This is a genomic window from Deinococcus terrestris (assembly GCF_009377345.1).
GTDB classification, from domain to species: Bacteria; Deinococcota; Deinococci; order Deinococcales; family Deinococcaceae; genus Deinococcus; species Deinococcus terrestris.
On record NZ_WBSL01000001.1, the window covers coordinates 355,034 to 377,973 of the forward strand.

Genomic DNA, 22,940 nt, shown 5'->3' on the forward strand with positions numbered 1-22,940 from the left:
TCGCTCGGGTTCGTCGACGACTCACCGCACAGGGTTTCACACGCGCGAGTTTACGGCCCGGTGCTACCGTGGGAGGCATGAACGAACCCGTCCTCGCCCGGTTGCAACAGCTGATGACCCTGCGGGAGGAGGTCGAGACGCTGGGCACCCTGGGCAGCCCCTGGACCCCGCCCGCCGACTGGGTGGACGAGGACACCCACCTGCGGCTGTTGCTCGACGTGCCCGGCGTGGACCCGGAGAGCCTGGAGATGCACGAAGAGGGCGGGGCCGTGACCGTCGCGGGCCGCCGCGAGGTCCCTGCCCGGCTGCTGCACGGCGAGCGCCCCGGCGGAGCCTTCAGCCGCACCCTGCCCTTTCCGGAGGCCACCGTGCCCAACTCAGGCGAGGCCCAGCTCGCGGCGGGCGTCCTGAACGTGCGCTTCGAGAAGCGCCACCCGACGATCGACGTGAGATCGGAACAGGGGTAAGGATGCTGTTCTTCGCCGTTCTGGACGATGTTTTCCCCCCTTTTCGCGAGCCCTAAGCGCAATGCCAGGAGGTTGAGCGGGGCTGCGCTGGGGACAGGTCGGAACGATGGTGGGCTTGCGGCTGAAGGTGGCCCTGAACGTTCTGGCCCACACCCTCAAATTCATTGACCTCAACCCATGACGTGCGGCTTGTCAATCCCTCTGCGCGGTGTATCAGTCCGCGGCTGCCGGGGCCGCACCGGGCGCAGGCTCCGGGCGGGGAAGCTGCCGGGGCAGCCGCCTCCACAAGAACAGCAGGCTGAGGCCCCCCAGCGCGGCCAGCGTCAGCAGGCCCACGCGCGGCCCCAGCGGTCCTTCCTTGCCGATCAAGAAACTGGCGATCAGGGCGCCGGGCGGTCCCATGCCGACGAGCACGAAGGAATACAGGCTCATCACCCGCCCGCGCAGATGATCCGGGATAGAGAGTTGCACCGCGCTGTTCGCGCTGACGAGCAGCGAGAGCATCCCGAAGCCGCACGCGGCCAGCACGGGTCCGGCGAGCAGCGGTCCCGGCGTCAGGGCCAGCGTCGCTGCACTCGCCAGTAGAATCACGCCGCCCAGCCGCAGATTCCGCAGCGGATTGGGTTTGCTGGCCTGCCACAGCGCCCCCGCCATTGCCCCCAGACCGAACATCGCCGAGAGGGTCCCGAAGGCCGCCTCCCGCGCCCCGAACACGACCCGCGCGTAGTAGGGGATGATGACGTTGAAATTGATGATGGTCAGGCTCATCAGGCCGACGAGCAGCATCACGTTCCGCACCGCCGGAGTGCGCCGCACGTAGGCCAGCCCTTCGCGGATGTTCTCGCCTACGCTGCCCTGTGGAATTCCCTCTCGCGGCGGAAAGGGGAGGGTGGCGATCACGAACAGCACCACGAAAAATGACGAGACGTTGAGGTAGAAGGGCAGCGCCAGGCGCGAGATGTCGTCCGGGTCCCCGGCCGCGAGCAGCGAGACGCCCAGCGCCGCGACGATGCCGAAGAGGGCCTGCCCCACCGTGCGCGAAACGTTGAACGAGAGGCTGTTGAGCGCGACCGCGTTGGGAACGTCGCTACGCGGCACGAAGTCCACGACCATGCTCTGACGGGCGGGCATGTCAAAGGCGTTGGCGATGCCGCCCACAAAGGCGATCGCCATCACTAGCGGCAGCGTGACGATCCCGAGGTGCGTGGTGACGGCCAGGGTCACCGCCGTGAACAGCAGCGTGATCTGGGTGGCGAGCAGTACCCGGCGCCGGGGCACCCGGTCGACCACCGCCCCCGCGAACAGCGAGAGCAGCAGGCTGGGCAGAAACTGCGCGACCGTCACGTACCCCAGGGCCGCGCTGCTGCCCCCCGTCAGCTCCAGCACGAGGTACTGCTGGGCAGTCGCCTGCATCCACGAGCCGACCAGCGAGAGCAGTTGTGAAAACCAGTAGCGGCGGTAGTTGGGATGCCGCAGGGCGCTGAACGTCCGGGCACTCCACCCGGAGAGGCTGGCTAGCATCTCCCCAGCATAGGCCCCCCGAAAGGGGGGCGTTCCGCCCGAGAAGACACCTCCGACCTTCCTGACCGCCACCTGATCCGATGAAGGCTTTGCAAATGTGACCTCTGTCTGGTACAGTGCGCCTGTTTCAAATTTCTTCGGGCGGTTCTCATGCTCGCCCCATTCAGTCCGCGCCTTGCTGACTGCGCCGCCTTACTGTCTTTCGCGCCCTGTGAGCCTCCCCATGCCTGCACCTGCCCTGCCTGCATCGCGCCTGCCCGCCGTTCGCGCCGCCCTAGTGTTCGCTACCCTGAGCCTGTCCGGGGGCCTCGCTCCGGCGCTCGCCGCCACCACCAACACCACCTCCGCCAGCCCGGTAAGCCCAGCGCTTCCGGGCAGCGCCATTTCTGGCGGCGTAGTGACGGTGCAAAAGGGCGACACGGCCTACAGCCTCGCGCGGGCGCACGGCCTGAAGGTGGATGAGTTGCTGGCACTGAACGGGCTGAACACCCCGGACCTTCAGGTCGGTCAGGTGCTGCGGGTGCGGGCGGCTGCCGCGTCGCACACGGTGCAGCCCAAGGAAACGCTGTACGGCATCTCCCGGCAGTATGGCCTGAGCGTGGACGCGCTGCTGGCGGCGAATCATCTGCCCCCAGCGGCGGTGTTGGAAATCGGGCAGGTTCTCCAGATTCCGGGTGCCGCTCCGGTGGCCGCGCCGCGCGTGCTGGCGCAGTCGCTGCCCGTGCTTCCCGCTCCTGCTGCGTTCCCCAGCGTTCCTGCCAGCCCTTCTGCGACCGATGACGACTGGCGCGGCACGGCGATGGCGCTGCTGGGGGTGCCCTACGTTTACGGCGGCACCAGCCGCAGCGGGCTGGATTGCAGCGGGTTCGTGCTGCAGGTGTTTGCGCCGCTGGGCATGGATCTGCCGCGCACCAGCGCTGCCCAGGCGCGGGTTGGCCAGCCGGTCGAGGTTGGGGACCTCCAGGCCGGGGACCTCGTCTTTTTCGACACGGTCGGGCGCGGCGAGGTCACCCACGTGGGCATCTACCTGGGCGAGAACCAGTTTGTCAACGCCAATTCCTACCGCAAGCAGGTCGCGGTCGACCGCTTGCAGGGTGACCCCTACTGGGAACCCAAGCTGATGGGCGCCCGCCGGGTGCTGCCGCCCTTGATGTACGGCTCGGCCCGCGCCCGTTGACGGGCGGGAAGCACGGCACCAGCCCCTGGAGAGCTCCCAGGGGCTCCGCTTTTTTGTTTGCCCCGCCAGTGCCTCCTACCCGAAGGAGCCGAGGAGGCTGCCTTCGGCCTGAATGGGGTGTTCTCAATGGTGGGGACGATTCTGGTGCTGCACCCTCCCAGCGTGGCGCGATCAGAGAACCGCAGGGAGAACGCAAAAAGGCCTTCCACCCTCGCCGGGAACTGACACAGCTCCGCAGGAGAGGAGGGAAGGCGGCACCGCCGTTCCAGCACGGTGAATCCCGGAGAGTTATGAAGCTGTCCGCGCCGTTGGTCATAGGGACTCGGGAGCATCCGTTGCGGCAGTCCGCTTCGCGGCGGCGCTTCCCCGCCTCTCCGTCACCCCTGTTCCTGCTCTCCCTGCTGGCGCCGCTCGACGAGTTCAGTCGGGACTTACCGTTCTGCCCTCCCTGTTCAGGTGGGAGCTGTGCTAAACCTTATCGTCGGCCACGTTCTCATCGGCCAGCAGGTTGCGGTACTCGTCGACATGTTCGCCCTCGCCGAGTTCTCGGGCGATCCGCTCGATGGCGAGACGGACGACTTCGCTCTTGCTGATCAGGCGCTCGGGGCTGGAGAGTTCGTAGGCCGTGCGGGTGAGCAGGGCGTCCTGCTCCTCGCTGATCACGACTTGGAGGCGTTTGCGTTCCTTTTTGGGCATGGTCCTCTTCTGTCCTCTCCACCGGGTCCGCGCCCGGCCACGGGCTCGGGCGGAAGTGTGCGCGGGCAGCGTAGCACGCATGATAAGACACCTCAACATCATCCGCCCTGGAGATACAGGTGGCGTAGACGTCCCGAGAGCATCATGTGTAAGATGCACCCGTCTTCCGGCGTTTTGCCGGATCTGCTGCCCATACCGACCTCCGGGCTCCCGCGCCCGTGCCCGAAAGGAATGACCTCATGGATCTGACGCCGCTGCACCTCGTAGGAGGCCGGGACCTGTCCGGCGAAATCGCCATCCAGCACAGCAAGAATGCGGCGCTGCCCATCATCGTGGCGAGCCTGCTGAGCCGCGAGCCCATCACCCTGCACGGCATTCCCCGGCTGTCGGACGTGGACACCATTCTGGAACTCATGGCGCACCTGGGCACGCGGGCGGCCTGGACCGGCCCCAACAGCCTGACCCTGCACACCCCCGAAATTCTCAGCACCCACGCGCCCTATGCGCTGGTGTCCAAGATGCGGGCCAGCTTCATCGTGCTGGGGGCAATCCTGGCGCGGGCGGGGGAGGCCACCGTGTCCATGCCCGGCGGGTGCGCGTGGGGACCGCGCCCGGTTGATCAGCATGTCAAGGCGCTGCGGGCGCTGGGGGCGCACCTCACCGAGGAGGGCGGCGACTTCGCGGCGACGCGGGCCGGGAGCCTCTCGGGCACCTTCGTCTTCGAGATGCTGACGGTGGGCGGCACCCACAACGCGCTGCTGGCCTCGGTGCTGGGGGACGGCGTGGTCACGCTGGAGAATGCCAGCATCGACACCGACGTGGTGGACCTGGTGCATTTCCTGAACGCGCTGGGTGCCCAGATTGAGGGGGCAGGCACCAACACGCTGACGGTCCGGGGCGTGCCCGCCCTGCGCGGGGGCGAGTACACGGTGATTCCCGACCGCATTGAGGCCGGGACCTTCATGATCGCCGCTGCCGCCACCCGCAGCCGCCTCACGCTGACCAACGTGCGCCCCGACCACCTGCGGGCCGTGAGCGCCAAGCTCAGCGAGATGGGCGTGGACATTCTGGAGTCGGGCGACTCCCTGATCGTGGACGCCCGGGGCCGTGAGCTGCGGCCCGTCAACCTCACCACCCAGAGCTACCCCGGCTTTCCCACCGACGTGCAGCCGCAGATGAGCGCCCTGCTCGCCACCGTGCCGGGCACCAGTGTGGTGCAGGACCCGGTGTACCCTGACCGCCTCACCCACGTGGCCGAGCTGCACCGCATGGGCGCCAACATCACCGTGAGCGGGTATACCCAGGTGATCCAGGGCGGGCCGCTGCATGCCGCGCCCGTCAAGGCCGCCGACCTCCGTGCTGGGGCTGCCCTCTTCATCGCCGCAATGACCTGCGAGGGCGAGACGGTCATCGACGGCGTGCAGTACCTCAACCGGGGCTACGAGCGCCTCGCCGAGCGGCTGCGGGGTATCGGCGTGCAGGCCTGGCAGCCCCAGCCCATGCTGGCGAGCGCGATGGACTGAGCCAGAAGCAGGAACGGCGCCCACCTCGCGGTTGCGGGTGGGCGCCGTTCTCTGGGTCTCTGTTGGACTCTGACCGCTCCCGCTAGACCTCCCCGCCCCACTCGCCGCCGTGTTCTGTCCAGGCCGCCCCGATCTGTGCCAGAAGGTCAGCGGGCAAGGGGCCGCGCTCGACGATGGCGGCGTTGCGTTCCAGATTCTCCACACGCGCTGTGCCCACGATGGCGCTGGACACTCCAGGCGCGAAGGCTGAGAAGCGTAGGGCGAATTCATCCCACTCCAACCCGCCGGGATCCAGGCGCAGCGCCCGCAGCCGCTCCCAGTAGACCTCGGCGTACTGGCCGACCGGGCGCTCGGTGAACTGCCACGCGGCGTTGGCGATGGGCCGTTTGGCAATCACCCCCAGGCCCCGCGCCGCCGCTTCCGGCAGGACGTGGTGGAGGCTCCACTGGTCGGCCACATTTACGCTCGTCTCGACGCTCCCGAAGCGTCCGGACTCCGCTACCCACGCCAGCGCCTCGTTCTCGCCACTGTAGGCCGCCACCCGGATCAAACCTGCCTCCCGCGCCCGGTCGAGTTCGGCCAGTAGGTCCTCGCGCCGCAGGGTGCCCAGCGGGCACGAGTGCAGGTGAAAGAGGTCGATCCGGTCGGTCCGCATCGTCCGTAAGGCCCGCTCGATGCCGTGGCGGATGGCTCCTGGCGTCCAGTCCTCCACGCCTTCCACCCCGTAGCCGCCCTTGGTGCTCAGGACGAACTCGTCCCGTCGCCCGGCGAGGTGGCGCCCGACGCGCTCCTCGCTCAGGCCATAGCCCCGCGCGGTGTCGATCAGGGTGACGCCGAGGTCGAGCGCCCGGTTCAGGAGGCGACCGGCCTCCCGGTCATCCAAACTCTCCGCGCCGACCTGCCCTGCTCCCAGCCCCAGGACGCTAACTCGGAGGCCCGTCTTGCCAAACTCGCGCTGCTTCATGCAGCGGAGCATATGCTGATGGCGGGCTTCGCGCCGCCCTTGACCGTTAGCCCCCCATGCCGGGCACCAGTTCGGCCCGCTCCTCCTGCTCCTTGCGGAACTGGAGTTCGTACAGGTCGCGGTACAGGCCGCCTGCGGCCATCAACTCCGCGTGCGGGCCGTCTTGCACGGTCCGGCCCCCCTCCATCACCAAGATGCGGTCGGCGTTGCGGACCGTGGAGAGGCGGTGGGCGATCACGAAGGTGGTGCGGCCCCGCATCAGCGTTTCCAGCGCCTGTTGCACCAGCGCCTCGGACTCATTGTCGAGGGCGGAGGTGGCCTCGTCGAGAATCAGGATGCGCGGGTCTTTCAGCAGGGCGCGGGCGATGGCGACCCGCTGGCGCTGGCCGCCGCTGAGGCGCACGCCGCGCTCACCCACCACGGTGGCGTACCCCTGCGGCAGCGCGGTGATGAAGCCGTGCGCGTTCGCGGCGCGGGCGGCGGCCTCAACCTCCTCCGGCGAGGCGTCGGGGCGGCCGTAGCGGATGTTCTCCTCGATAGACCCCGAAAAGAGCAGGGTTTCTTGCGGCACCAGCCCCACCTGTGCCCGCAGGTCGGCCAGCGCGTAGGCCCGCACGTCCTCGCCGTCCACCCGCAGCGTTCCGCCCGTCACGTCCCAGAAGCGCGGAATCAGGCTCACCAGCGTGGTCTTGCCTGCCCCACTCGGTCCCACCAGCGCCACGACCTGTCCGGCGGGCACGTCGAAGCTCAGGTCGTGCAGCACGGGCGCGTCGCCGTAGCTGAAGCTGACACGCTCGAAGCTCACCCGGCCCTCGGCGCGGGCCAGGGGGAGCGGGCGGGCGGGTTCGGGCAGGTCGCTGCGCTCGTCGAGCAGCTCGAAGATGCGCCCCGAGGCTCCCAGCGCCTCCTGAAACTGGCTGAACAGCCCCGACATCGCCGCGACGGTGGCGCCGACCTGAAGGGCGTAGATCAGGAAGGTGACCAGTCCGCCGGGGCTGAGATCCCCCCCCATGACCAGCCGCCCGCCGTACCACAGCACCAGCGCGAGCGAGGCGAAGGTCAGGAAGCTCATCACGCCGCCCATCAGGGCTTGCAGCCGTGCCCGCCGCAGCGAGGCGAGGAAGGACGCCAGCACGCCCTGCCCGTAGCGCCCGCGTTCCGTGTCCTCGGCGGTGAAGCTCTGCACCACCCGCACCCCGCTGATCGCCTCCTCGGCGCTGGCGTTGGCCTCGGCCACGCGGTCTTGCACCTCGCGGCTGACTGTGCGGATGCGCCGCCCGATCACGATGGCCGTGCCGATCACCAGCGGAATCACCGCCAGCGTGAGCAGACTCAGCCGGGGACTGGTGACCACCAGTAGGGTCGTGGAACCCACGATGTTGAAGGTGAGTGCCGCCGCCTGCGCGAGCGCCGTGCTGGTCACGGCCTGGACCGTGCCCACGTCCGCCGTGAGTCGGCTGGTGAGTTCGCCCGTGCGGTGCTCGGCAAAAAAACGCGGTGAGAGCGTCATCAGGTGCGAAAAGAGGCTGCGGCGCAAATCCGCCACCACCCCTGCCCCCACCTTCGCCAGCAGGTACGACTGCGCGGCCCCGAACAGCGACGACAGCGCGAAGATGCCCAACAGCGCGAGCACCGTGCGGTCCAGCGGCCCGGTGTCGGTCGCCCCCACCCGCAGGAAGGAGGCGTCAATCAGCCGCCCGAACAGCAGCGGGAAAATCAGGTTCAGCCCGCTGGAGATCAGCGTGGCGAGGAGCCCGAAGACCAGCAGCCCCCGGTAGGGCCGTGCGTAGGCCAGCACCCGCCGCAGTTGCCGGGGGTCACGCGGCGGACGCGCCGGGGCGGGGGTCGCGGGGGCGGAGGCCGGGCGGCGGCGGGACAACATGGGGCCAGGGTACGGCATGGCGGGGGACCACAACGGAAGCGGCGGCCCCGCACGTCCGCGAGTCCGCCACCCCCCTCCAGCCTCCGGCTTATGCCAGCACGGCCTCCGGCTCGTCGAAGGCCAGCTCGAAAGCCTCCGCGACCCCCTGGTAGGTCAGCTTGCCCGCGTGGGTGTTCAGGCCCAGACGCAGCGCCTTGTTGCGCGAAAGGGCCGAGACGCCCTGCTCGGCGAGTTGCAGGACGTAGGGCATGGTCTGGTTGGTGAGGGCGAAGGTGCTCGTGCGCGGCACAGCGCCCGGCATGTTCGCCACGCCGTAGTGAATCACGCCGTCGACCACGTAGGTGGGGTCGTCGTGGGTGGTCGGGTGGATGGTCTCCACGCAGCCGCCCTGGTCCACCGCCACGTCCACGATGACGCTGCCCTCGGGCATCAGGGCCAGCATGTCGCGGGTGACGAGGTGCGGGGCCTTGGCGCCGGGAATCAGCACCGCACCGATCAGGAGGTCGGTGTCGGGCAGCAGGGCACGGATGTTGGCCTCGCTGCTCATCATGGTGGTCAGGCGCCCGAAGAACACGTCGTCGAGGTAGGCCAGGCGCCGCTGCGACACGTCGAGGATGGTGACCTTGGCCCCCAGGCCCATCGCCATCTTGGCCGCGTTGGTGCCCACCACGCCGCCGCCGATGATGGTCACGTGGCCGGGCTGCACGCCGGGCACGCCGCCCAGCAACACCCCGCGCCCGCCCACTGGCTTCTGGAGGTGGTAGGCGCCCGCCTGCACGCTCAGGCGCCCGGCGACTTCCGACATCGGGGTCAGCAGGGGCAGGCTGCCGTCGTCGAGCTGCACCGTCTCGTAGGCCACGCCCGTCGTCCCTGAGGACAGCAGCGCGTCGGTCAGTGGGCGGTCGGCGGCGAGGTGCAGGTAGGTGAACAGCAGCAGGTCGTCGCGCAGGTAGCCATATTCACGCTCGATAGGCTCCTTGACCTTGACGACCATCTCGGCAGCCCAGGCGTCAGCAGCGCTGCCCAGGGTCGCGCCCGCCGCCTCGTATTCGCCGTCCGCGATGCCGCTGCCCACGCCCGCACCGCGCTCGACCGTGACCGAGTGGCCCCGGCGCACCAGCGTCGCCACGCCGCCGGGCGTCAGCGCCACGCGGTTTTCCTTGACCTTGATTTCCTTGGGGAGTCCGATCTTCATAGTTCCTCCGCGGGGCCGCGCACCCCGCCGGGGCCGCCCGCCTGCCATGATGCTGAAGTGGCGCAATGCTAGCAGGAGGCCCGGCGCGTCCGATTGCCCGCAGGTCTAACTGGAAACGTATCGGCGCAACGGGGTTGCGTCAAGCCTGCTACCTTATGGGCATTCATGTCAAAGCCGGACCTCGACGCCACCGACCGCCGCATCCTGACCATTCTCCAGCGCGACGCCCGCATCCCCAACACCGAACTGGCCGACGAGATCGGCCTGACCCCGGCCCCCACCCTGCGGCGGGTGCGGCGCTTAGAGGAGGAAGGCATCATCAGCCGCTACGTGGCCCTGCTCGACCCCAAGCGGGTGGGGCGCGACCTGATGGTCTTCGTGAGGGTCACGCTGGACAAGCAGACCAAGCAGGGCTTCGAAACCTTCGCCGAGCGGATGCGCGGGCGGCCCGAGGTGCTGGAGTGTTACCTCTGCCTGGGGGACACCGACTACCTGCTCAAGGTGGTCGTGCCCGACCTGGACAGCTACCAGACCTTTCTGGTGGACGTGCTCGCGGCCATTCCCGGCGTGCGGAACACGGCGAGCACCATCGTGGTGAAGGGAGAGAAGTACACGACGGGGCTGGCGGTGGAGTAGGGGCGGGGGGAGGCTGCGGGAGAAGGCTCTGACATACTGCGTCCATGTCCTCACCTGCCTTCCGCCGTGCGGCACCTACCTTGCTGGCTTCCTTGAGCCTCGGCCTGATGGCGTGTGCGCCCGCCACTCAGCCCCAGGCTTCCGCCCCGCAGCCCACGGCTCCTGCGCCCGCCCCCGCGACCCCGACCTTCGTTCCGGTTCAGCCTCTGAGTGCTACCCGAGTTACTACCTTCCCCTCCGCCGCCCAGGTCACCGACCCGGCACGGACCTACCGGGCGGTGCTGAACACGACCAAGGGGCCGATCACGCTGGAGCTGTATGCGAAGCAGGCTCCGGTCGCTGTGAACAACTTCGTGTTCCTCGCGCTGAATGGCTTCTACGACGGCACGCGCTTTCACCGCGTCATTGAAGGCTTTATGGCCCAGGGCGGCGACCCTCAGAGCACGGACCCGGCCCTCCGCGCCCGCTGGGGTACGGGCGGCCCCGGCTACAACTTCCGGGCGGAGGTGGGCAACGGTCTGCGCTTTGACCGCGCGGGCGTGCTGGGCATGGCCCGCGCCGCCAGCCTGGACTCGCAGGGCAGCCAGTTTTTCATCACGCTGGCTCCGGCCGACTTCCTGAGCGGCGGATACACGGTCTTTGGGCAGGTCGTCTCCGGGCTGGACACCTTGCAGCGCCTCACCCGCACGGCCACCCCGAACGGCGAGGTGCCCATTCCCGGCGCCCAGCCCGACCTCATCCAGAGCGTGCAGATTCTCGTCTCGCGCTGAGGCTTACCCCAGCAGCGCCACCACCAGCGTGACCACCAGCGCGGCCAGGCCCATTCCGATGGAGCTGGCCGCGCCTGTCGTCTCTCCCTCCTCGCGGGCACGGGCGGTGCCCACCCCATGCGCCACGCTGCCGATAGCGATGCCCCGCGCCAGGGGATGGCGCACGCCCAGCCGGGTCAGCATGGGGGGAAGCACCAGCGCCCCCACCAACCCTGAGAGCACGGCGAGGGTGGCCGCCAGCGTGGACGGGGCGCCCGTGAAGGCCGCGAGTTGCAGGGCCACCGGGCTGGTCGCCGGGGCCGTCAACAGGGCAGCCCGCGCCGCCGGGTCCAGCCCCAGCAGTCGGGGCAGCGCGGCGTCCGCCCCCATGCCCACCAGCGTGCCCGCCACGCCGCCCAGCCCCAGCGCCCGCCACTCCCGCGCCAGCAGCGCCCGCAGCCGGTAAAGCGGCACCGCCAGCGCCACCACCGCCGGACCGAGCAGGAAGGAGAGGGGCCGCACCTCCGCCGTGTAGTCCCGGTAGGGGGTCGCGGTCACGAGCAGTCCCCCGGCCACGATCACCGTCGCCACCAGCGTCGGATTGACGAGCGGATGCCGCACCCGCCACTGCGCGGCCACCCCCAGGGCGAAGGCGAGCAGGGTGAGGGCGACCCAGGTCACGCGGCGCCCCTCCACGGACGGCCCCTCACCCGCGCACCAGCCGCCCCGCCACCAGCCCCGCCGTTCCCGCGCCCAGCAGCAGCCCCGCCAGCATCACGAGCAGCCACAGGCCCCACTCGGCCCCCGCCGACAGGAACTCGATAAAGCCCACCGTGGCGGGCACGAACAGCAACCCCAGGATGCCCAGCAGCCCGTCGGCGGCGGCCTCCAGCCACGAGAGCCGCACCACCCCCAGCGACAGGGCCGCCCACAGCAGGGCCATCCCCACCACCGAGCCCGGCAGCGGCCAGCCCAGCCACGTCACCAGGGCCGTCCCCAGCGCAGCAAAGGCCGTCAGCAGCCCCAGCCCCAGCACGACGCGCACCGGGGGCGAGAGAATCGGCGCGGCCGAGGTCACCCCTGGGCGGCTCCGAGTCGGGCGAGCATGCCGCGCACGACCTGTTTGGCGTGCCGGGCCACCAGCGGCATGAAGGTGCGGTAGTCCACCTGCGCGTCGTGGTCGGCGGTGTCGCTCACCGAGCGGATGACCACGAAGGGCACGCCCGCCTTGGCGCACACCTGCGCGACTGCCGCCCCCTCCATCTCGGCGCAGGCGGCCCCGAAGCCCGTCCACAGCCGCCCCACCCCCTCGCGTGAGGCGATGAACTGGTCGCCGCTCGCCACCCGGCCCTCCAGCACGCCCACGCCTTCCACCTCGCGGGCGGCGGCCAGCGCGACCTCGCGCAGTTCGGAGTCGGCCTGCCACGCGGCCGTTTCGCCGGGCACGGTCCCCAGCGGGTAGTCCAGCGCCGTCACGTCCACGTCGTGCTGCACGAGGTCGGTGCTCACCACGAGGTCGCCCACCCGCAGCTCGGGGTGCACGCCGCCCGCGACCCCGGTGAAAATCACGCGGGTGGCCCCGGCGTTCAGCAGGTGCGTGGCCGTCATCGCCGCGTTCACCTTGCCGATGCCGCTCCTGGCGAGGAGAACGGGCACGCCGTCCAGCACGCCCCGGTAGAGGGTCACGCCGGGGGGCGTCAGGGTTTCAGCGTCCTGGAGGTCCGCCCTGAGCAATTCAATTTCTTCGTCCATGGCACCGAGAATGGCGAGCATGGGGGCCATGTTAGGGCTTGAGGGCGAGGGGTTGACCTTGTGGGGGCCGGACGATCTCGGGGCCGCCCAGATCCCACTTCCCCTTGACCCAGGTCATGGTCTCCGCCCGCCCCTCCCTGCCATCCTGCCCGTATGCCTCACGTGATTGTCAGCTCCTGCATCGGCGTCAAGGACCAGGCCTGCACCGAGGTCTGCCCGGTGGAGTGCATCTACGACGGCGGCGACCAGTTCCTCATTCACCCCGACGAGTGCATCGACTGTGGTGCGTGCGTGCCCGCCTGCCCGGTCAGCGCCATCTTCCCCGAAGAAGACGTGCCCGCCGGGGAAACCGAGTTCATCGTCAAAAACCGCGTCTTCTTCGGGCTCTGAGCTGTGCCTATGGATATGGCGCTGCTCTCCGGTCTGAACATCCTCCTAGTGGGGATGTGGGTGGGCATGTACCTGTTCACGACCTTCGTGGTCAGCCCCGCCTTCACCGAGTTGTTTCCCGACCACGAGGCCCGCACCGGGCACCGCCGCGCGGTGGGGCGGCACTACGCGCGGGTCAATGGCCTGCTGACGGCGGCCCTGTTCGCCGTGGTCCTGGCCCTGGGGCTGACCTCCGGTTTCCGGGCCGCACTCTGGCTGGAACTGGGCCTGTTGGTGCTGATCGGCGGGCTGGTCGCGCTGCACGTGCGGCGCGGGCAGGCCGAGACACGGCCTCCGGCGTGGATCACGAACCTGACCCTCGCGGCGAGCGTGGGCCTGTGCGGGGCGGCGGTGCTGGCCTGAGCGCCGTATTTGGTGGGGCGCTGGAGGGTCGGTGCCTCCCGCTGTGGCAGCATCGGGGCACGTGCCGACTCCAACTGCTCTGAATCCGGCCGACCCTGCCCGCGCCCTGGAATTGCTGAGCCGCTCGCCCGTCTTTAGGGGGGCCTCGCCCGCCGACTTGCAGCCGCTGGCCGCGCTGGGGACCTTCCGGACCCTGCGGCGCGGCGAGGTTCTGTTCCGGGCCGGGGACGCGCTGGACACCCTCTTTCTCGTCAGCAGCGGCAGCGTGCGGGTCTACCGGGTGGTGCGCGGGGGAACCCGCGAGCTGACCCTGCATGTGGAGGGACCGCGCCAACTGGTCGCGGGCGTCGGAGTCTTGGGCGGCAGCGACCCCGCCCCCGCGCACGCCGTCGCCCTGCAGACCCCCACCGAGGTGCTGTGTCTGCCCGCCGCCGCCGTCCGCGAGCAGGTGTTCGGGACCCCGGCGCTGGCGGCGGCCGTCATCGCGGCGCTGGCCCGGCGGCAGGCTGAACTGCTCGCCCGGCTGGAGGGGCTGGTGTTCAGCGAACTCGGGGAGCGGCTGGCGGCCTACCTCCTGGAACACGCCGCCGACGACCCCCACGCCCTGCCCACCAACAGCGACCTTGCCGCGCTGCTGGGCACCGTGCCCGAACTGGTCAGCCGCAAGCTGGGTGAGTTCTACCGCCTGGGTCTGATTCAGCTCGAGCGGCGCCGGGTGCGGGTCCTCGACCGCCCCGAGCTGGAGCGGCTGGCGGGACGCACGGGGGGAGAGGGGAGGGCCTCAGACCCCCGGTAGTCCCAGGAACGCCTCGACCACGCGGGGGTCGAGCTGCCGCCCGGCCTGCGCCCGCAACTCGGCCCGCGCCTCCTCGCGGGTCCAGGCCCGCTTGTAGGGGCGCTCGCTGACCAGGGCGTCATACACGTCAATCACGGCAAAGATCCGTGCCAGGGGCGGGATTTCCTCCCCGGCGAGGCCGTCGGGGTAGCCGCTGCCGTCCCAGCGCTCGTGGTGGTGCCGCACGAGCTGCAGCGCGGCGGGCGGCACGAAGCCCAGCGCCCCGGCCAGCCGCTCGCCCTCGGCCGAGTGGACCTCCATCTCGCGGCGCTCCTCCGGGGTGAGGCGGCCCGGCTTGAGCAGCACCCGGTCGGGAATCGCCACCTTGCCGAGGTCGTGGAGGTAGGCGCCCAGCCGCAGGGCCGCCCGCTCCTCGGGGCCGAGGCCCAGGGCGGCGCCCAGCCGCGCCGCGTGGGTCATCACCCGGTCGGTGTGGCCCTGGGTTTCGCGGTCGCGGGCCTCCAGCGTGAGCCCCAGCGCCCGCAGCGCCGCCTCGCGGGTCGCCAGGGCCTCCTCCTCGGCCCGCTTCTGGTGCTCGATGTCGGTGCAAGTGCCCACCCAGGCGAAGTCCTGCCCCTGGGCGCCCCTCACCCGCACCCCCTGGGTCAGAAACCAGCGGTAGGTGCCGTCGTGGCGACGTACCCGGTACTCGACCCGGTAGTCCTCACCCCGCGCGATGGCCCGTTTCCAGCACGCCACCGTGGGCGCGAGGTCGTCGGGGTGCAGCGCTTCCTCGAAGCCGAAGCCCGCACTCGCGCCGGTCAGCCCGGTGTAGGCGGCCCAGCGGCGGTTGACGTGCTGCCAGACTCCGGCGGCGTCGGCCGTCCACAGCATCACCGGCATCCCGTCGAGCAGGCGAAGGTAGACGTGGTTGGCGTGCAGCTCGCGCAGGGGGTCGAGGGACGTGTCCGGGGACATATGGCCGCCATTGTCGGAGTGGGACGGCTTCTGGGCAAGCCCGGCCGTCGGTGTGGGTCTACCCCCCCAGCGCCGCGTCCTGCACGTGTCTGCGCCCCACACCGGAGGCCGGGGATGGCTTCACGCTTTCTTGCGTTGCCGGGTGATACGGTTTCCGTCCCATCCGTTGCCGGACCCGGACAGGGCCGAGAGGGGCACTGCTCTCCCGGCCACCGTTGTGTTACCGCTCGCGCTGCTCTGCCGCTGTGCAGGCCCGCTCGGGTTGAACCGTTGTTCTGCCTGTTCAGCCGCAGTGCCTGTTAAGGGGGCGCCAGACCCGGGCAGGTTCCCATCCGCGAGGTACCCGTGATCCCCAGCACGCGCACGGGCACTGGGCCTCTGCCCGCCGGCCTCACGGTTGTCCGCCCCCGCACCTGCTAGGCTCCCCGGCGGTATGACCCAGGCTGCACCCACACCCGTTCCTGCGCCCCCCACCCCGGCCCCTGCCCCGCGCGTGCTGTGCGCGATGTCGGGCGGGGTGGATTCCAGCGTGACGGCGGCGCTGCTCAAGGAACAGGGCTATCAGGTCATCGGCGCGATGATGCGCTTCTGGCCCGACGACAAGCGCGTGGACACCTTCGACTCCTGCTGCTCGCCCGACGCGGCCTTCGAGGCTCGCCGGGTGGCCGAGCAGGTCGGCGTGCCCTTTTACCTGCTGGACTACCGCGAGCAATTCCAGCGCCACATCGTCGGCCCCTTCGTGGACGAGTACGCGCGGGGCCGCACGCCCAACCCCTGCGTGAACTGCAACACCAAGGTCAAGTTCGACGAACTGGTGAAAAAGGCGCGGATGCTGGGCTGCCAGTACGTCGCCACCGGGCACTACGTGAAGCGGGTGGAAAATGAGCGCGGCGAGGTCGAGTTCTGGCGGGGGGACGACCCCCGCAAGGACCAGACCTACTTCCTGTGGGGCACCCCGCGTGACGCGCTGCCGCACATTCTCTTTCCGGTGGGCGAGCTGGAAAAGCCCCGCGTGCGCGAGCTGGCCGCCGAGCGCGGCCTCCTGACCGCCAGCAAGCCCGAGAGCCAGAACATCTGCTTCGTGCCCGGCAAGGTGCAGGACTGGGTGGCCGAGCAATTGCCGCAAAGTCGGGGCGCCATCCGCGAGATTGCCACGGGCGAGGTGGTGGGCGAGCACCTGGGCACGCAGTTCTATACCCTGGGGCAAAAGAAGGGCTTGGGCCTGTACCAGTCGCACCGGGTCCGGTACGTCGTTCACCTCGACCCGGCCACGAACACTGTGTGGGTGGGCGACCACGAGGACTGCCTGTGGGACGGCCTGCGGGCCGAGGGCGCCAACTATCTCCTCGACCTCGCCGAGTTGCCGGATGAAGTGGAGGTGCAGGTGCGCTACCGCACCAAGCCGGTGCGGGCCACGGTCGTCCACGCCGACGAGCACGGCTTCGAGCTGAAGTTCGCCGAGCCGCAGTTCGCGGTTGCCCCCGGCCAGAGCGCGGTGCTGTACGCGGGGCCGCGCCTGCTGGGGGGCGGCCTCATCGCGGACCACGTGCGGGAGCTTCCAGCGCTGGGCTGAAGCGGCTTTCCCCTACGAGCCGCGCAGGGGGTGGGGCTGCCGCAGGGCCGGGTCACCCAGGTCGATCTCGTAGAAGTCGTAGCCCTCCTGACCGGATGGAGCAGGCTGATGGCCCATGGCCTGATAGGCCAGCCCCGCCTCGCGCTGATTCGCGTACCAGAAGACATAACGCAGGGGGCGGGACCGGGCCCACGCTTCCACCCCCTGCATCAACGCCCGTCCGACTCCCTGGCGGCGGACACGCGCGACCGTGTAGAGGTCATTAAGTTTTGCGGTGCGGTGCGAGTTGCCCGAGCGCAGGTGGGGGCCGTACTCCTGCACCTAGGCATACCCCAGCAGTGCCCCGTCCTCTCCCTCGGCCACCAATAGCAGGGAGTCAGGCGCGGCGCAAAATCCGGGGAAGCGGGCTTCCAGCGCGGCCTCGTCCTCCACAAAGCCCATGTCCAGCAACATCGGGCGGAGCCGGGCGAAATCGTCGGGACGGGCCTCACGCGTCAGCATGTCGGGGAGCCTGGCACGTCTCCCGCTGGGGCGCAGCCGCCGGATGGACGGGGGAGGCGGCCCCAGGCGCCCGCGTTCTTACAGCGCCGCGCGGGGTCGCCGCGCCGCCGCGACCGCCCCCAGCACGACCAGCACGGTGCCCACCGCCACCCCGAGCACCACCGCTGTCACGTCCGGCCGGGCGGCGTAGACCCCGTAAAAGGACCACAGCAGCACGGCGGCGTAGGCGTAATCGCGGAAGCGGGTCAGGAAAAAGGCCCCCAGGCCCGCCGCGATCAGGACCAGCACCGCCGACCACGCAGGGGCCCCCAGGCCCGTCAGCCCCGAGGTCACGCCCTCGCTCACCAGCCACGCGGTCACGTTGGCGATGGTCGCCACGCTGACCCAGCCCAGGTAGAGGCTGGTCGGGAGCATCAGCGTCAGCCCCTCGGCGCCCTGGGGGGGCAAGGCCCGCACGTTCAGGTACAACCAGATCAGGCTGCCCAGCAGCCCCAGCATGATCAGGACGCTGAGCCCAATATTCAGGCTCTGGAAGGCCAGCAACCATCCCACGTTCAGCAGGTTGCTCAGCAGGAAGGGCCAGAACAGGCGGTCGAGCCGGGGTCCCCGCTGGGCGGGCAGCGCCTGGTAGACCGCGAACACCAGCAGCCCCAGGAAGATCACGCCCCAGATGGCAAAGGTCAGCCCCGCCGGGGTAAAGGCGTTGGGCAGCGCGTCACTGACCTCCGCGTTAGAATTGCCGAAGAGCGGCAGCGCGTTGCTGAGGTAGTTCATGACCAACGTCAGCACCGTAGCGGCCAGCAGCGTCACTTGGCGGGAGAGTCCAGTCATGCTCCACCTTAAGCAGTTGGCCCCAGATCAACCTGTCAGGGAAGTGACGGTTCTTGAGTCCCCACTCAGGTCGTGTATTCCGCGTTGATGCTCACGTACTCGGCGCTGAGGTCGCAGCCCCAGGCCTCGCCGCTCGCCCCGCCCACGCCGAGGCCCACCTCGAAGACGACCTCCTCAGCCCGCATGGAGGTGCTCACCGCCGCCGCGTCGTAGGCCAGGGGCCGACCCGCGAAGACGGGGGTGCCCTGCACGCGCACTGTCATCTCAGGAAGGTCCACCGCCGCCCCGCTGCGCCCCACGGCCATAATCACCCGGCCCCAGTTGGGGTCGTTGCCGTGCACTGCGCTCTTGAGCAGCGGGCTGACGCAGCAGGTGCGGGCAGCCGCCAGCGCTTCGGCCTCGGTGCGGGCACCCGACACGCGCACGGTGAGCAGCTTGGTCGCCCCCTCCCCGTCCGCCGCGATCTGCCGGGCGAGGTCGCGCATCACGCCCTCCAGCGCGGTCAGGAACTCGGCCGGGTCCACCTCGCCCGCCCGCCCGTTCGCCAAGACCAGCGCCATGTCGTTCGTGCTGGTGTCGCCGTCCACGGTCACGGCATTGAAGGTGCGGTTCACAATGGCGGGAAAAGCTGACCGCAACACCTCCCCGTCCACCCGCGCGTCCGTGAAGGCGAAGGCGAACATGGTCGCCATGTCGGGGTGGATCATGCCGCTTCCCTTGGCGGTGCCGACAATTCGGGCGCCCGTGCTCAGCCGCGCCTCGGCGGTCTTGGGCCGAGTGTCGGTCGTCATGATGGCGGCGGCGAAGGAACCGGCCTCGTCCGCGAGGGCGCCGGGCAGCCGCGTCAGCCCTTCCCGCACCCGGTCCATCGGCAGGGGGTGCCCGATGATCCCGGTCGAGGCCGTGAGCACCGCGTCCGCCTCCAGCCCGAGATGCCCAGCCAGCTCCGCCGCCATCGCCGCGTTGTCGGCCTCGCCCTGCGGCCCGGTGGCGGCGTTGGCGTTGCCCGCGTTGACCACCAGCGCCCGCACGGGCCGCCCCGCCGCGTACAGCTCGCGCCCCCGCGTCACGCAGGCGGCGGCGGCGGAGCTGCGGGTCCCCGCGTAGGCCCACGTGCAGTCCGCGTCGCTGACCACGCTGCTCAGGTCGGTCCGGCCGCTGGGCTTGATGCCCGCCGCCGTAGTCGCCGCGAGGAAGCCCTGGGGAAAGGTGAGCGGGGAGGCTGTCATGCGGGCCATGCTAGAGCAGGCCGGGGCGCGGAGCGGGCGGCGGCGCACCTGACCTTCTGATGATGCTCCCGCCACGATCCTCACCGGGCCTTCATGGGTGGGCGGCCTCCCTGCGGATAGGGTGAGAGACCATGAAGAAGTCCCTGCTGACCCTGATGGCGCTGGCCCTGCTGGGCACCCCGGCCGCGCTCGCCGCCCCGCTGAAGCTCCAGAACGTGCCGGTCACGGTGGAGACGAGCCCCAAGCTGTACGTCCTGAACGATGCGGGCATCGCCAGGGCCTTTCCCTCGGCGGCGGGCCGCCCCGAGGCCGTCTTTCTGACCGAGGACCGCAAGGTCACCATGGCCTTCGACTGGCGGGAGGCGAAACTGGCCCCCGCCGGAGTCGCCGCGCTGACCAACGAATTCGTGGCCGGGCTGCGCGGTCAGGTGCCCAACCTCAAGACCATCCGGTCGGCGGCGGTGCAGGTGGGCGGGCACCCCTGGGGCCAGATTATCTTCACCACGCCGGGGCAGGGCGACGACCGCCGCTTCGAGATGCTGCTCACCAGCGCGGGCGGGCGCCTGCTCGTCGTGACGGTCGCCAGCAACGTCAAGGACTACAGCCGCAACGAGAACGTGGTCCGCAACTTCGCCAGCAGCCTGCGGGTGAACTGAGGCGGGGGAGGTGGGCCACGGCGCCGAACCCGCCCCGCCTCCCTGCGTAGAATGCCTCGCGTGCCCCCGCTGTCTCAATCTCTGCACGCGCCGAGGTGGTCGACCATGATCTCAAGCCCGAGAATGTGCTGCTGTGCAGCGGCGGGCCGCAGACGGGGACGGTTCGGCTGGTCGACTTTGGGCTGAGCTGCGCCCGATTTCGGCCAGACTCCCGCAGCGTGGAGGCACGGCTGGGCACCCTGCACGGCTGCCCCCCGAGCAATTTGCGGGCGTGCGCGGCGACCCCCGCCGTGCCCTGTACGCGGTGGAGGAGTCCTGTTCGGGTGTCTGGCCGGGCAGCCTGCCCAGGGGGTCAGCAGAGGGCGGCTGCCCGGCCCTCCCGCGCTGGAGGCGGCCTTGTGCCGTGATCCTGCCGGGCGCCCTTCCGACGTCTTTGCCCTCCGGCAGCAGCTTGACTGGGCTGCCCATGAGTTGGAGTTGCCATGCCCCTGATCGCCTTTACTGGAAACCGATTCCTGGCCGAGGAAGCCATGCGCGATGCCCTGACCGCCCGTGGCCTGCCCCTGCGCGACCTGCCCCGGCTGGTGGGCGAGGAAGTGACGGCTGAGACTGTGGCGCCGCTCCTCGCCCCCAGCCTCTTCGGGGACGGCGGCGTGGTGGTGGACCTCGCCGGAGTCAAGCCCGACAAGGGGCTGCTGGAACTGCTGGCCTCCGCCCCCGTCACTGTCGCGGTCCTGGACGAGTCTGCCTCAGCAGGCCGCGTCAAGCTCTACGAGTCGCGCGGCGAACACATCGCTTCCCCGGCTCCCCAGAAGACGGGCGACGTGGCCGGGTGGGTGGCGCAGCGGGCGAAGAAGACAGGGTTGAAACTGGACCGGGATGCGGCCCTCTACCTCGCGGAGGTCTTCGGCCCTGACCTGACGGGCATCGCGGGCGAACTGAACAAGCTCGCGCTGCTGGACCCGCCGTACAGCGCCGACCTCGTGCGGCGGGTGGTGGGCCGCGAGCCGCCCGGCGATTCGTTTGCCATGCTGGGCGCGGCGACCACGGGCAAGCCCGGCGAGGCGGTCACCCAGCTCCGGCGCCTGCTCGCCTCGGGCGAGGACCCCTTCAAGCTGATGGGCGCGGTGGTGTGGCAATACAGCCTCGTCGCCCGCTGCGTGGCCCTGCTGCAAGAGGAAGGTCGTGTCACCGAGGCTCTGGCCGCTCAGCGCCTCGGGGTCAAGCCCTACCCCGCGAAAAAGGCCCTGGAAGTCGCCCGCCGCCTGAGCGAGGCCAAGATCCGCGCCCACCTCGCCCGCATCCTCGACGCCGACCTCGCCATGAAGCGCGGACTGGACCCGGCGGTCACGCTGGAGCGGCTGATCGTGCAACTCAGCGTGTAGGGCTGCCCGTCCCGCCGCCTTTCCGAGCGGTCAGGTAGGATGCGGGCATGGCGACCGTGTACCTCGTTTTACTGACCCTTCACAACCTCACCCGCTGGCTGGTGCTGATCGCGGGCGTGTGGGCGCTGCTGCGGGCCTTCCGGGGCGTGGGCGCGGCCCGCGAGTTCACCGCCGCCGACCGCCGCCCGGTGGCGATCTTCGCGGGAACCGTGCACCTTCAGGTCGTGCTGGGGCTGCTGCTGTTCGGGCTGCTGGGGTCGCAGGGGGCCGGGGCCTTTTCGGATGCCCGCCCGTCGTTCCAGTGGGAGCACGTCGGACTGGGTGTGGTGGCCGCCGTCTTCGCCACCCTCGCCTCCGCGATCAGCAAACGGGCGGCCACCAACCAGGCCAAGTTCCGCGCGGCGGCGCTGTGGACCACGCTGGCCCTCGTCACCGTGCTGGTGATGATTCCGTGGTGGCGCCCGCTGGTGCGGCTGTTTTCGTAAGCGGTCACGGAGAGGGGGAGCAGAAGCCAAGCGCCTCTGCCCCCCCTCTCCATGTTCCGTCCGTCAGCGCCCCGGCTCGATAATCACCTTCCCCGTCGTCTTGCGGTCCAGCAGGTCCTGGAAGGCCCGCGCACTCTCGGCCAGCGGGTAGGTCGGCCCGACCTGGGGGACCACCCGGCCGCTTCTGACCAGCCGGGTCAGCGCCTGCGCCGCCTCGCGGGTGGCCTCCTGATCCATCATCAGCGAGGTCAGCCACAGGCCCGTCACGCTGAGGTTGCGCTTCATCAGCTCGACGGGGCGCAGGTTCGCCTGCTCGCGGCTGGCGTTCCCGATCACGATGATCCGGCCCCGGTTCGCGGCCATGTCGAGGCTTTCCTGAAAGCGAGGGCCGCCCACAACTTCCAGAATCAGCGGCACGCCGTTTCCGCCCGCTGCTTCGCGCACCTTCTGCACCCGGTCGGGGTCGTCCTGCAGCAGGGTCACGTCCGCCCCGAGGTCGCGGGCGATCTGCAATTTTTCCTCAGTGCTCGCCATCGCCACCACGTTCATCCCCATCGCCTTGGCAAGCTGGATGGAGGCCGTGCCCAGCGCTCCCGCCGCTGCCTGCACGAGGACCCACTCGCCTTCCTGCCCGTGTCCCAGCGTCTTCAGGCCGTGGTAGGCGGTGAAGTACGACACTGGAAAGGCGGCGGCCTGCGCGGCCGTGAAGCTCTCCGGCACCGGAATCAGCGCGGCGGCAGGGGAGAGGGCGTACTCGGCCAGGCCCCCGCGCCCACCCAGCGAGCCGACCCGCTGGCCGACCTGCACGCCCGTCACGCCCTCGCCCAGCGCGTCCACCACGCCCGCGAACTCCATGCCCGGCGTGTAGGGCACCCGCGTGCGCGTGAGGTACTCGCCCGACACGGCCAGCGCGTCCGCGAAGTTGATGCCCACGGCCTCCACCCGCAGCCGGACCTCGCCGGGGCCGGGCTGGGGCACGGGCAGCTCGCGCAGCTCCATGACCTCGGGGGGACCGAGGCGCTCGACGACGATGGCCTGCATGGTGTCGCTCATGCGGCCCAGTGTACGGCCTGTCTCCCGCGAAGTGAACGTCCACGTACATTCTGAACGCGCACGTATTTGACCCGGCTTCCCCGGCATGGAAGCATGGCCCCACACCAAAGGAGGGCACCT

Annotated in this window: 26 protein-coding genes and 1 pseudogene; 13 read left to right on the forward strand and 14 right to left on the reverse strand. The window is 70.2% G+C overall.

The features are described 5' to 3' along the window. Positions 1–77: 77 nt before the first annotated feature. Together F8S09_RS01845 and F8S09_RS18395 are read left to right on the forward strand one after the other, a co-directional pair. Complete coding sequence (locus F8S09_RS01845; protein WP_152868437.1) at positions 78–467, forward strand: Hsp20/alpha crystallin family protein; 390 nt, start codon at positions 78–80, stop codon at positions 465–467. A 76-nt stretch (positions 468–543) separates the two neighbouring features. Next, positions 544–648: pseudogene (locus tag F8S09_RS18395) on the forward strand (IS982 family transposase); the annotation flags it as partial. A gap of 32 nt (positions 649–680) precedes the next feature. Here F8S09_RS18395 and F8S09_RS01855 read toward each other — a convergent pair. After that, complete coding sequence (locus F8S09_RS01855; protein WP_152868439.1) at positions 681–1,988, reverse strand: MFS transporter; 1,308 nt, start codon at positions 1,986–1,988, stop codon at positions 681–683. 223 nt (positions 1,989–2,211) lie between these two features. On the opposite strand from F8S09_RS01855, the gene F8S09_RS01860 reads away from it, so the two are divergent. Beyond that, positions 2,212–3,165, forward strand: coding sequence for a C40 family peptidase (locus tag F8S09_RS01860; RefSeq protein ID WP_152868441.1), 954 nt, complete (start codon positions 2,212–2,214; stop codon positions 3,163–3,165). A gap of 468 nt (positions 3,166–3,633) precedes the next feature. Here the strand turns inward: F8S09_RS01860 and F8S09_RS01865 are convergent, their stop codons facing one another. Next, positions 3,634–3,861: a transcriptional regulator gene (locus F8S09_RS01865; protein ID WP_152868442.1), complete on the reverse strand. Its 228-nt coding sequence runs from the start codon at positions 3,859–3,861 to the stop codon at positions 3,634–3,636. Between the two features lie 239 nt (positions 3,862–4,100). Here F8S09_RS01865 and murA point away from each other — a divergent pair, with 239 nt between their 5' ends. After that, positions 4,101–5,384 (forward strand): UDP-N-acetylglucosamine 1-carboxyvinyltransferase, encoded by a 1,284-nt coding sequence (gene murA, locus F8S09_RS01870; RefSeq protein WP_152868444.1) that lies wholly within the window; start codon positions 4,101–4,103, stop codon positions 5,382–5,384. Between the two features lie 82 nt (positions 5,385–5,466). Here the strand turns inward: murA and F8S09_RS01875 are convergent, their stop codons facing one another. The 3 genes from F8S09_RS01875 to ald all read right to left on the reverse strand — a co-directional run bounded on the left by F8S09_RS01875 (position 5,467) and on the right by ald (position 9,425). Then, positions 5,467–6,348 (reverse strand): aldo/keto reductase, encoded by an 882-nt coding sequence (locus F8S09_RS01875; protein ID WP_227978429.1) that lies wholly within the window; start codon positions 6,346–6,348, stop codon positions 5,467–5,469. 46 nt (positions 6,349–6,394) lie between these two features. Continuing rightward, positions 6,395–8,230 (reverse strand): ABC transporter ATP-binding protein, encoded by a 1,836-nt coding sequence (locus F8S09_RS01880; protein WP_152868448.1) that lies wholly within the window; start codon positions 8,228–8,230, stop codon positions 6,395–6,397. An 88-nt stretch (positions 8,231–8,318) separates the two neighbouring features. Further along, complete coding sequence (gene ald, locus F8S09_RS01885; protein WP_152868450.1) at positions 8,319–9,425, reverse strand: alanine dehydrogenase; 1,107 nt, start codon at positions 9,423–9,425, stop codon at positions 8,319–8,321. Between the two features lie 165 nt (positions 9,426–9,590). Here ald and F8S09_RS01890 point away from each other — a divergent pair, with 165 nt between their 5' ends. Together F8S09_RS01890 and F8S09_RS01895 are read left to right on the forward strand one after the other, a co-directional pair. Further along, positions 9,591–10,061, forward strand: a complete 471-nt coding sequence (locus F8S09_RS01890) for an Lrp/AsnC family transcriptional regulator (protein ID WP_152868452.1) — start codon at positions 9,591–9,593, stop codon at positions 10,059–10,061. Between the two features lie 44 nt (positions 10,062–10,105). After that, complete coding sequence (locus F8S09_RS01895) at positions 10,106–10,831, forward strand: peptidylprolyl isomerase (protein ID WP_194165186.1); 726 nt, start codon at positions 10,106–10,108, stop codon at positions 10,829–10,831. Between the two features lie 3 nt (positions 10,832–10,834). On the opposite strand, the gene F8S09_RS01900 is transcribed toward F8S09_RS01895, so the two are convergent. Genes F8S09_RS01900 through F8S09_RS01910 form a run of 3 tightly spaced genes read right to left on the reverse strand, consistent with a single transcriptional unit; the run spans position 10,835 to position 12,583 of the window. Further along, positions 10,835–11,491, reverse strand: a complete 657-nt coding sequence (locus F8S09_RS01900; RefSeq protein ID WP_322618432.1) for an LrgB family protein — start codon at positions 11,489–11,491, stop codon at positions 10,835–10,837. Between the two features lie 25 nt (positions 11,492–11,516). After that, complete coding sequence (locus tag F8S09_RS01905; RefSeq protein ID WP_322618433.1) at positions 11,517–11,888, reverse strand: CidA/LrgA family protein; 372 nt, start codon at positions 11,886–11,888, stop codon at positions 11,517–11,519. Then, the gene (locus F8S09_RS01910; RefSeq protein ID WP_152868454.1) at positions 11,885–12,583 is read right to left on the reverse strand and encodes a 5'-methylthioadenosine/adenosylhomocysteine nucleosidase; all 699 of its coding nucleotides are present in this window, start codon (positions 12,581–12,583) and stop codon (positions 11,885–11,887) included. Before F8S09_RS01910 ends, F8S09_RS01905 begins: the two co-directional genes overlap by 4 nt. 132 nt (positions 12,584–12,715) lie before the next feature. On the opposite strand from F8S09_RS01910, the gene F8S09_RS01915 reads away from it, so the two are divergent. The 3 genes from F8S09_RS01915 to F8S09_RS01925 all read left to right on the forward strand — a co-directional run bounded on the left by F8S09_RS01915 (position 12,716) and on the right by F8S09_RS01925 (position 14,150). Beyond that, complete coding sequence (locus tag F8S09_RS01915; protein WP_152868456.1) at positions 12,716–12,952, forward strand: ferredoxin; 237 nt, start codon at positions 12,716–12,718, stop codon at positions 12,950–12,952. A gap of 9 nt (positions 12,953–12,961) precedes the next feature. Continuing rightward, entirely contained in the window at positions 12,962–13,354 is a 393-nt protein-coding gene (locus F8S09_RS01920; RefSeq protein WP_152868458.1) for a hypothetical protein, read from the forward strand. Between the two features lie 61 nt (positions 13,355–13,415). After that, positions 13,416–14,150: a Crp/Fnr family transcriptional regulator gene (locus F8S09_RS01925; protein WP_322618434.1), complete on the forward strand. Its 735-nt coding sequence runs from the start codon at positions 13,416–13,418 to the stop codon at positions 14,148–14,150. Here the strand turns inward: F8S09_RS01925 and F8S09_RS01930 are convergent. Next, entirely contained in the window at positions 14,136–15,107 is a 972-nt protein-coding gene (locus tag F8S09_RS01930) for an HD domain-containing phosphohydrolase (protein ID WP_152868460.1), read from the reverse strand. The genes F8S09_RS01925 and F8S09_RS01930 overlap by 15 nt on opposite strands. A gap of 433 nt (positions 15,108–15,540) precedes the next feature. Between F8S09_RS01930 and mnmA the strand changes: the two genes are divergently transcribed. Further along, on the forward strand, positions 15,541–16,680 hold the full coding sequence (gene mnmA / locus F8S09_RS01935; RefSeq protein ID WP_152868462.1) for a tRNA 2-thiouridine(34) synthase MnmA: 1,140 nt from the start codon (positions 15,541–15,543) through the stop codon (positions 16,678–16,680). Between the two features lie 12 nt (positions 16,681–16,692). On the opposite strand, the gene F8S09_RS01940 is transcribed toward mnmA, so the two are convergent. The 4 genes from F8S09_RS01940 to argJ all read right to left on the reverse strand — a co-directional run bounded on the left by F8S09_RS01940 (position 16,693) and on the right by argJ (position 19,241). After that, positions 16,693–17,001 (reverse strand): GNAT family N-acetyltransferase, encoded by a 309-nt coding sequence (locus F8S09_RS01940; RefSeq protein WP_322618435.1) that lies wholly within the window; start codon positions 16,999–17,001, stop codon positions 16,693–16,695. Next, on the reverse strand, positions 17,002–17,181 hold the full coding sequence (locus tag F8S09_RS17850; protein ID WP_227978430.1) for a hypothetical protein: 180 nt from the start codon (positions 17,179–17,181) through the stop codon (positions 17,002–17,004). Between the two features lie 78 nt (positions 17,182–17,259). Continuing rightward, complete coding sequence (locus tag F8S09_RS01945; protein WP_152868464.1) at positions 17,260–18,012, reverse strand: TspO/MBR family protein; 753 nt, start codon at positions 18,010–18,012, stop codon at positions 17,260–17,262. 65 nt (positions 18,013–18,077) lie between these two features. Further along, a complete protein-coding gene (argJ, locus tag F8S09_RS01950; RefSeq protein WP_152868466.1) occupies positions 18,078–19,241 on the reverse strand; it encodes a bifunctional glutamate N-acetyltransferase/amino-acid acetyltransferase ArgJ in 1,164 nt (387 codons plus the stop codon). Between the two features lie 131 nt (positions 19,242–19,372). Here argJ and F8S09_RS01955 point away from each other — a divergent pair, with 131 nt between their 5' ends. From F8S09_RS01955 to F8S09_RS01965, 3 genes are all read left to right on the forward strand, one after another. Next, positions 19,373–19,897 (forward strand): hypothetical protein, encoded by a 525-nt coding sequence (locus F8S09_RS01955; RefSeq protein ID WP_152868468.1) that lies wholly within the window; start codon positions 19,373–19,375, stop codon positions 19,895–19,897. Between the two features lie 482 nt (positions 19,898–20,379). Continuing rightward, on the forward strand, positions 20,380–21,282 hold the full coding sequence (gene holA / locus F8S09_RS01960; RefSeq protein WP_152868470.1) for a DNA polymerase III subunit delta: 903 nt from the start codon (positions 20,380–20,382) through the stop codon (positions 21,280–21,282). Between the two features lie 47 nt (positions 21,283–21,329). Then, positions 21,330–21,767: a hypothetical protein gene (locus F8S09_RS01965; protein WP_152868473.1), complete on the forward strand. Its 438-nt coding sequence runs from the start codon at positions 21,330–21,332 to the stop codon at positions 21,765–21,767. A gap of 63 nt (positions 21,768–21,830) precedes the next feature. Here F8S09_RS01965 and F8S09_RS01970 read toward each other — a convergent pair whose 3' ends face one another. Further along, on the reverse strand, positions 21,831–22,820 hold the full coding sequence (locus F8S09_RS01970) for an NADPH:quinone oxidoreductase family protein (protein ID WP_152868475.1): 990 nt from the start codon (positions 22,818–22,820) through the stop codon (positions 21,831–21,833). Between the last annotated feature and the right edge of the window lie 120 nt (positions 22,821–22,940).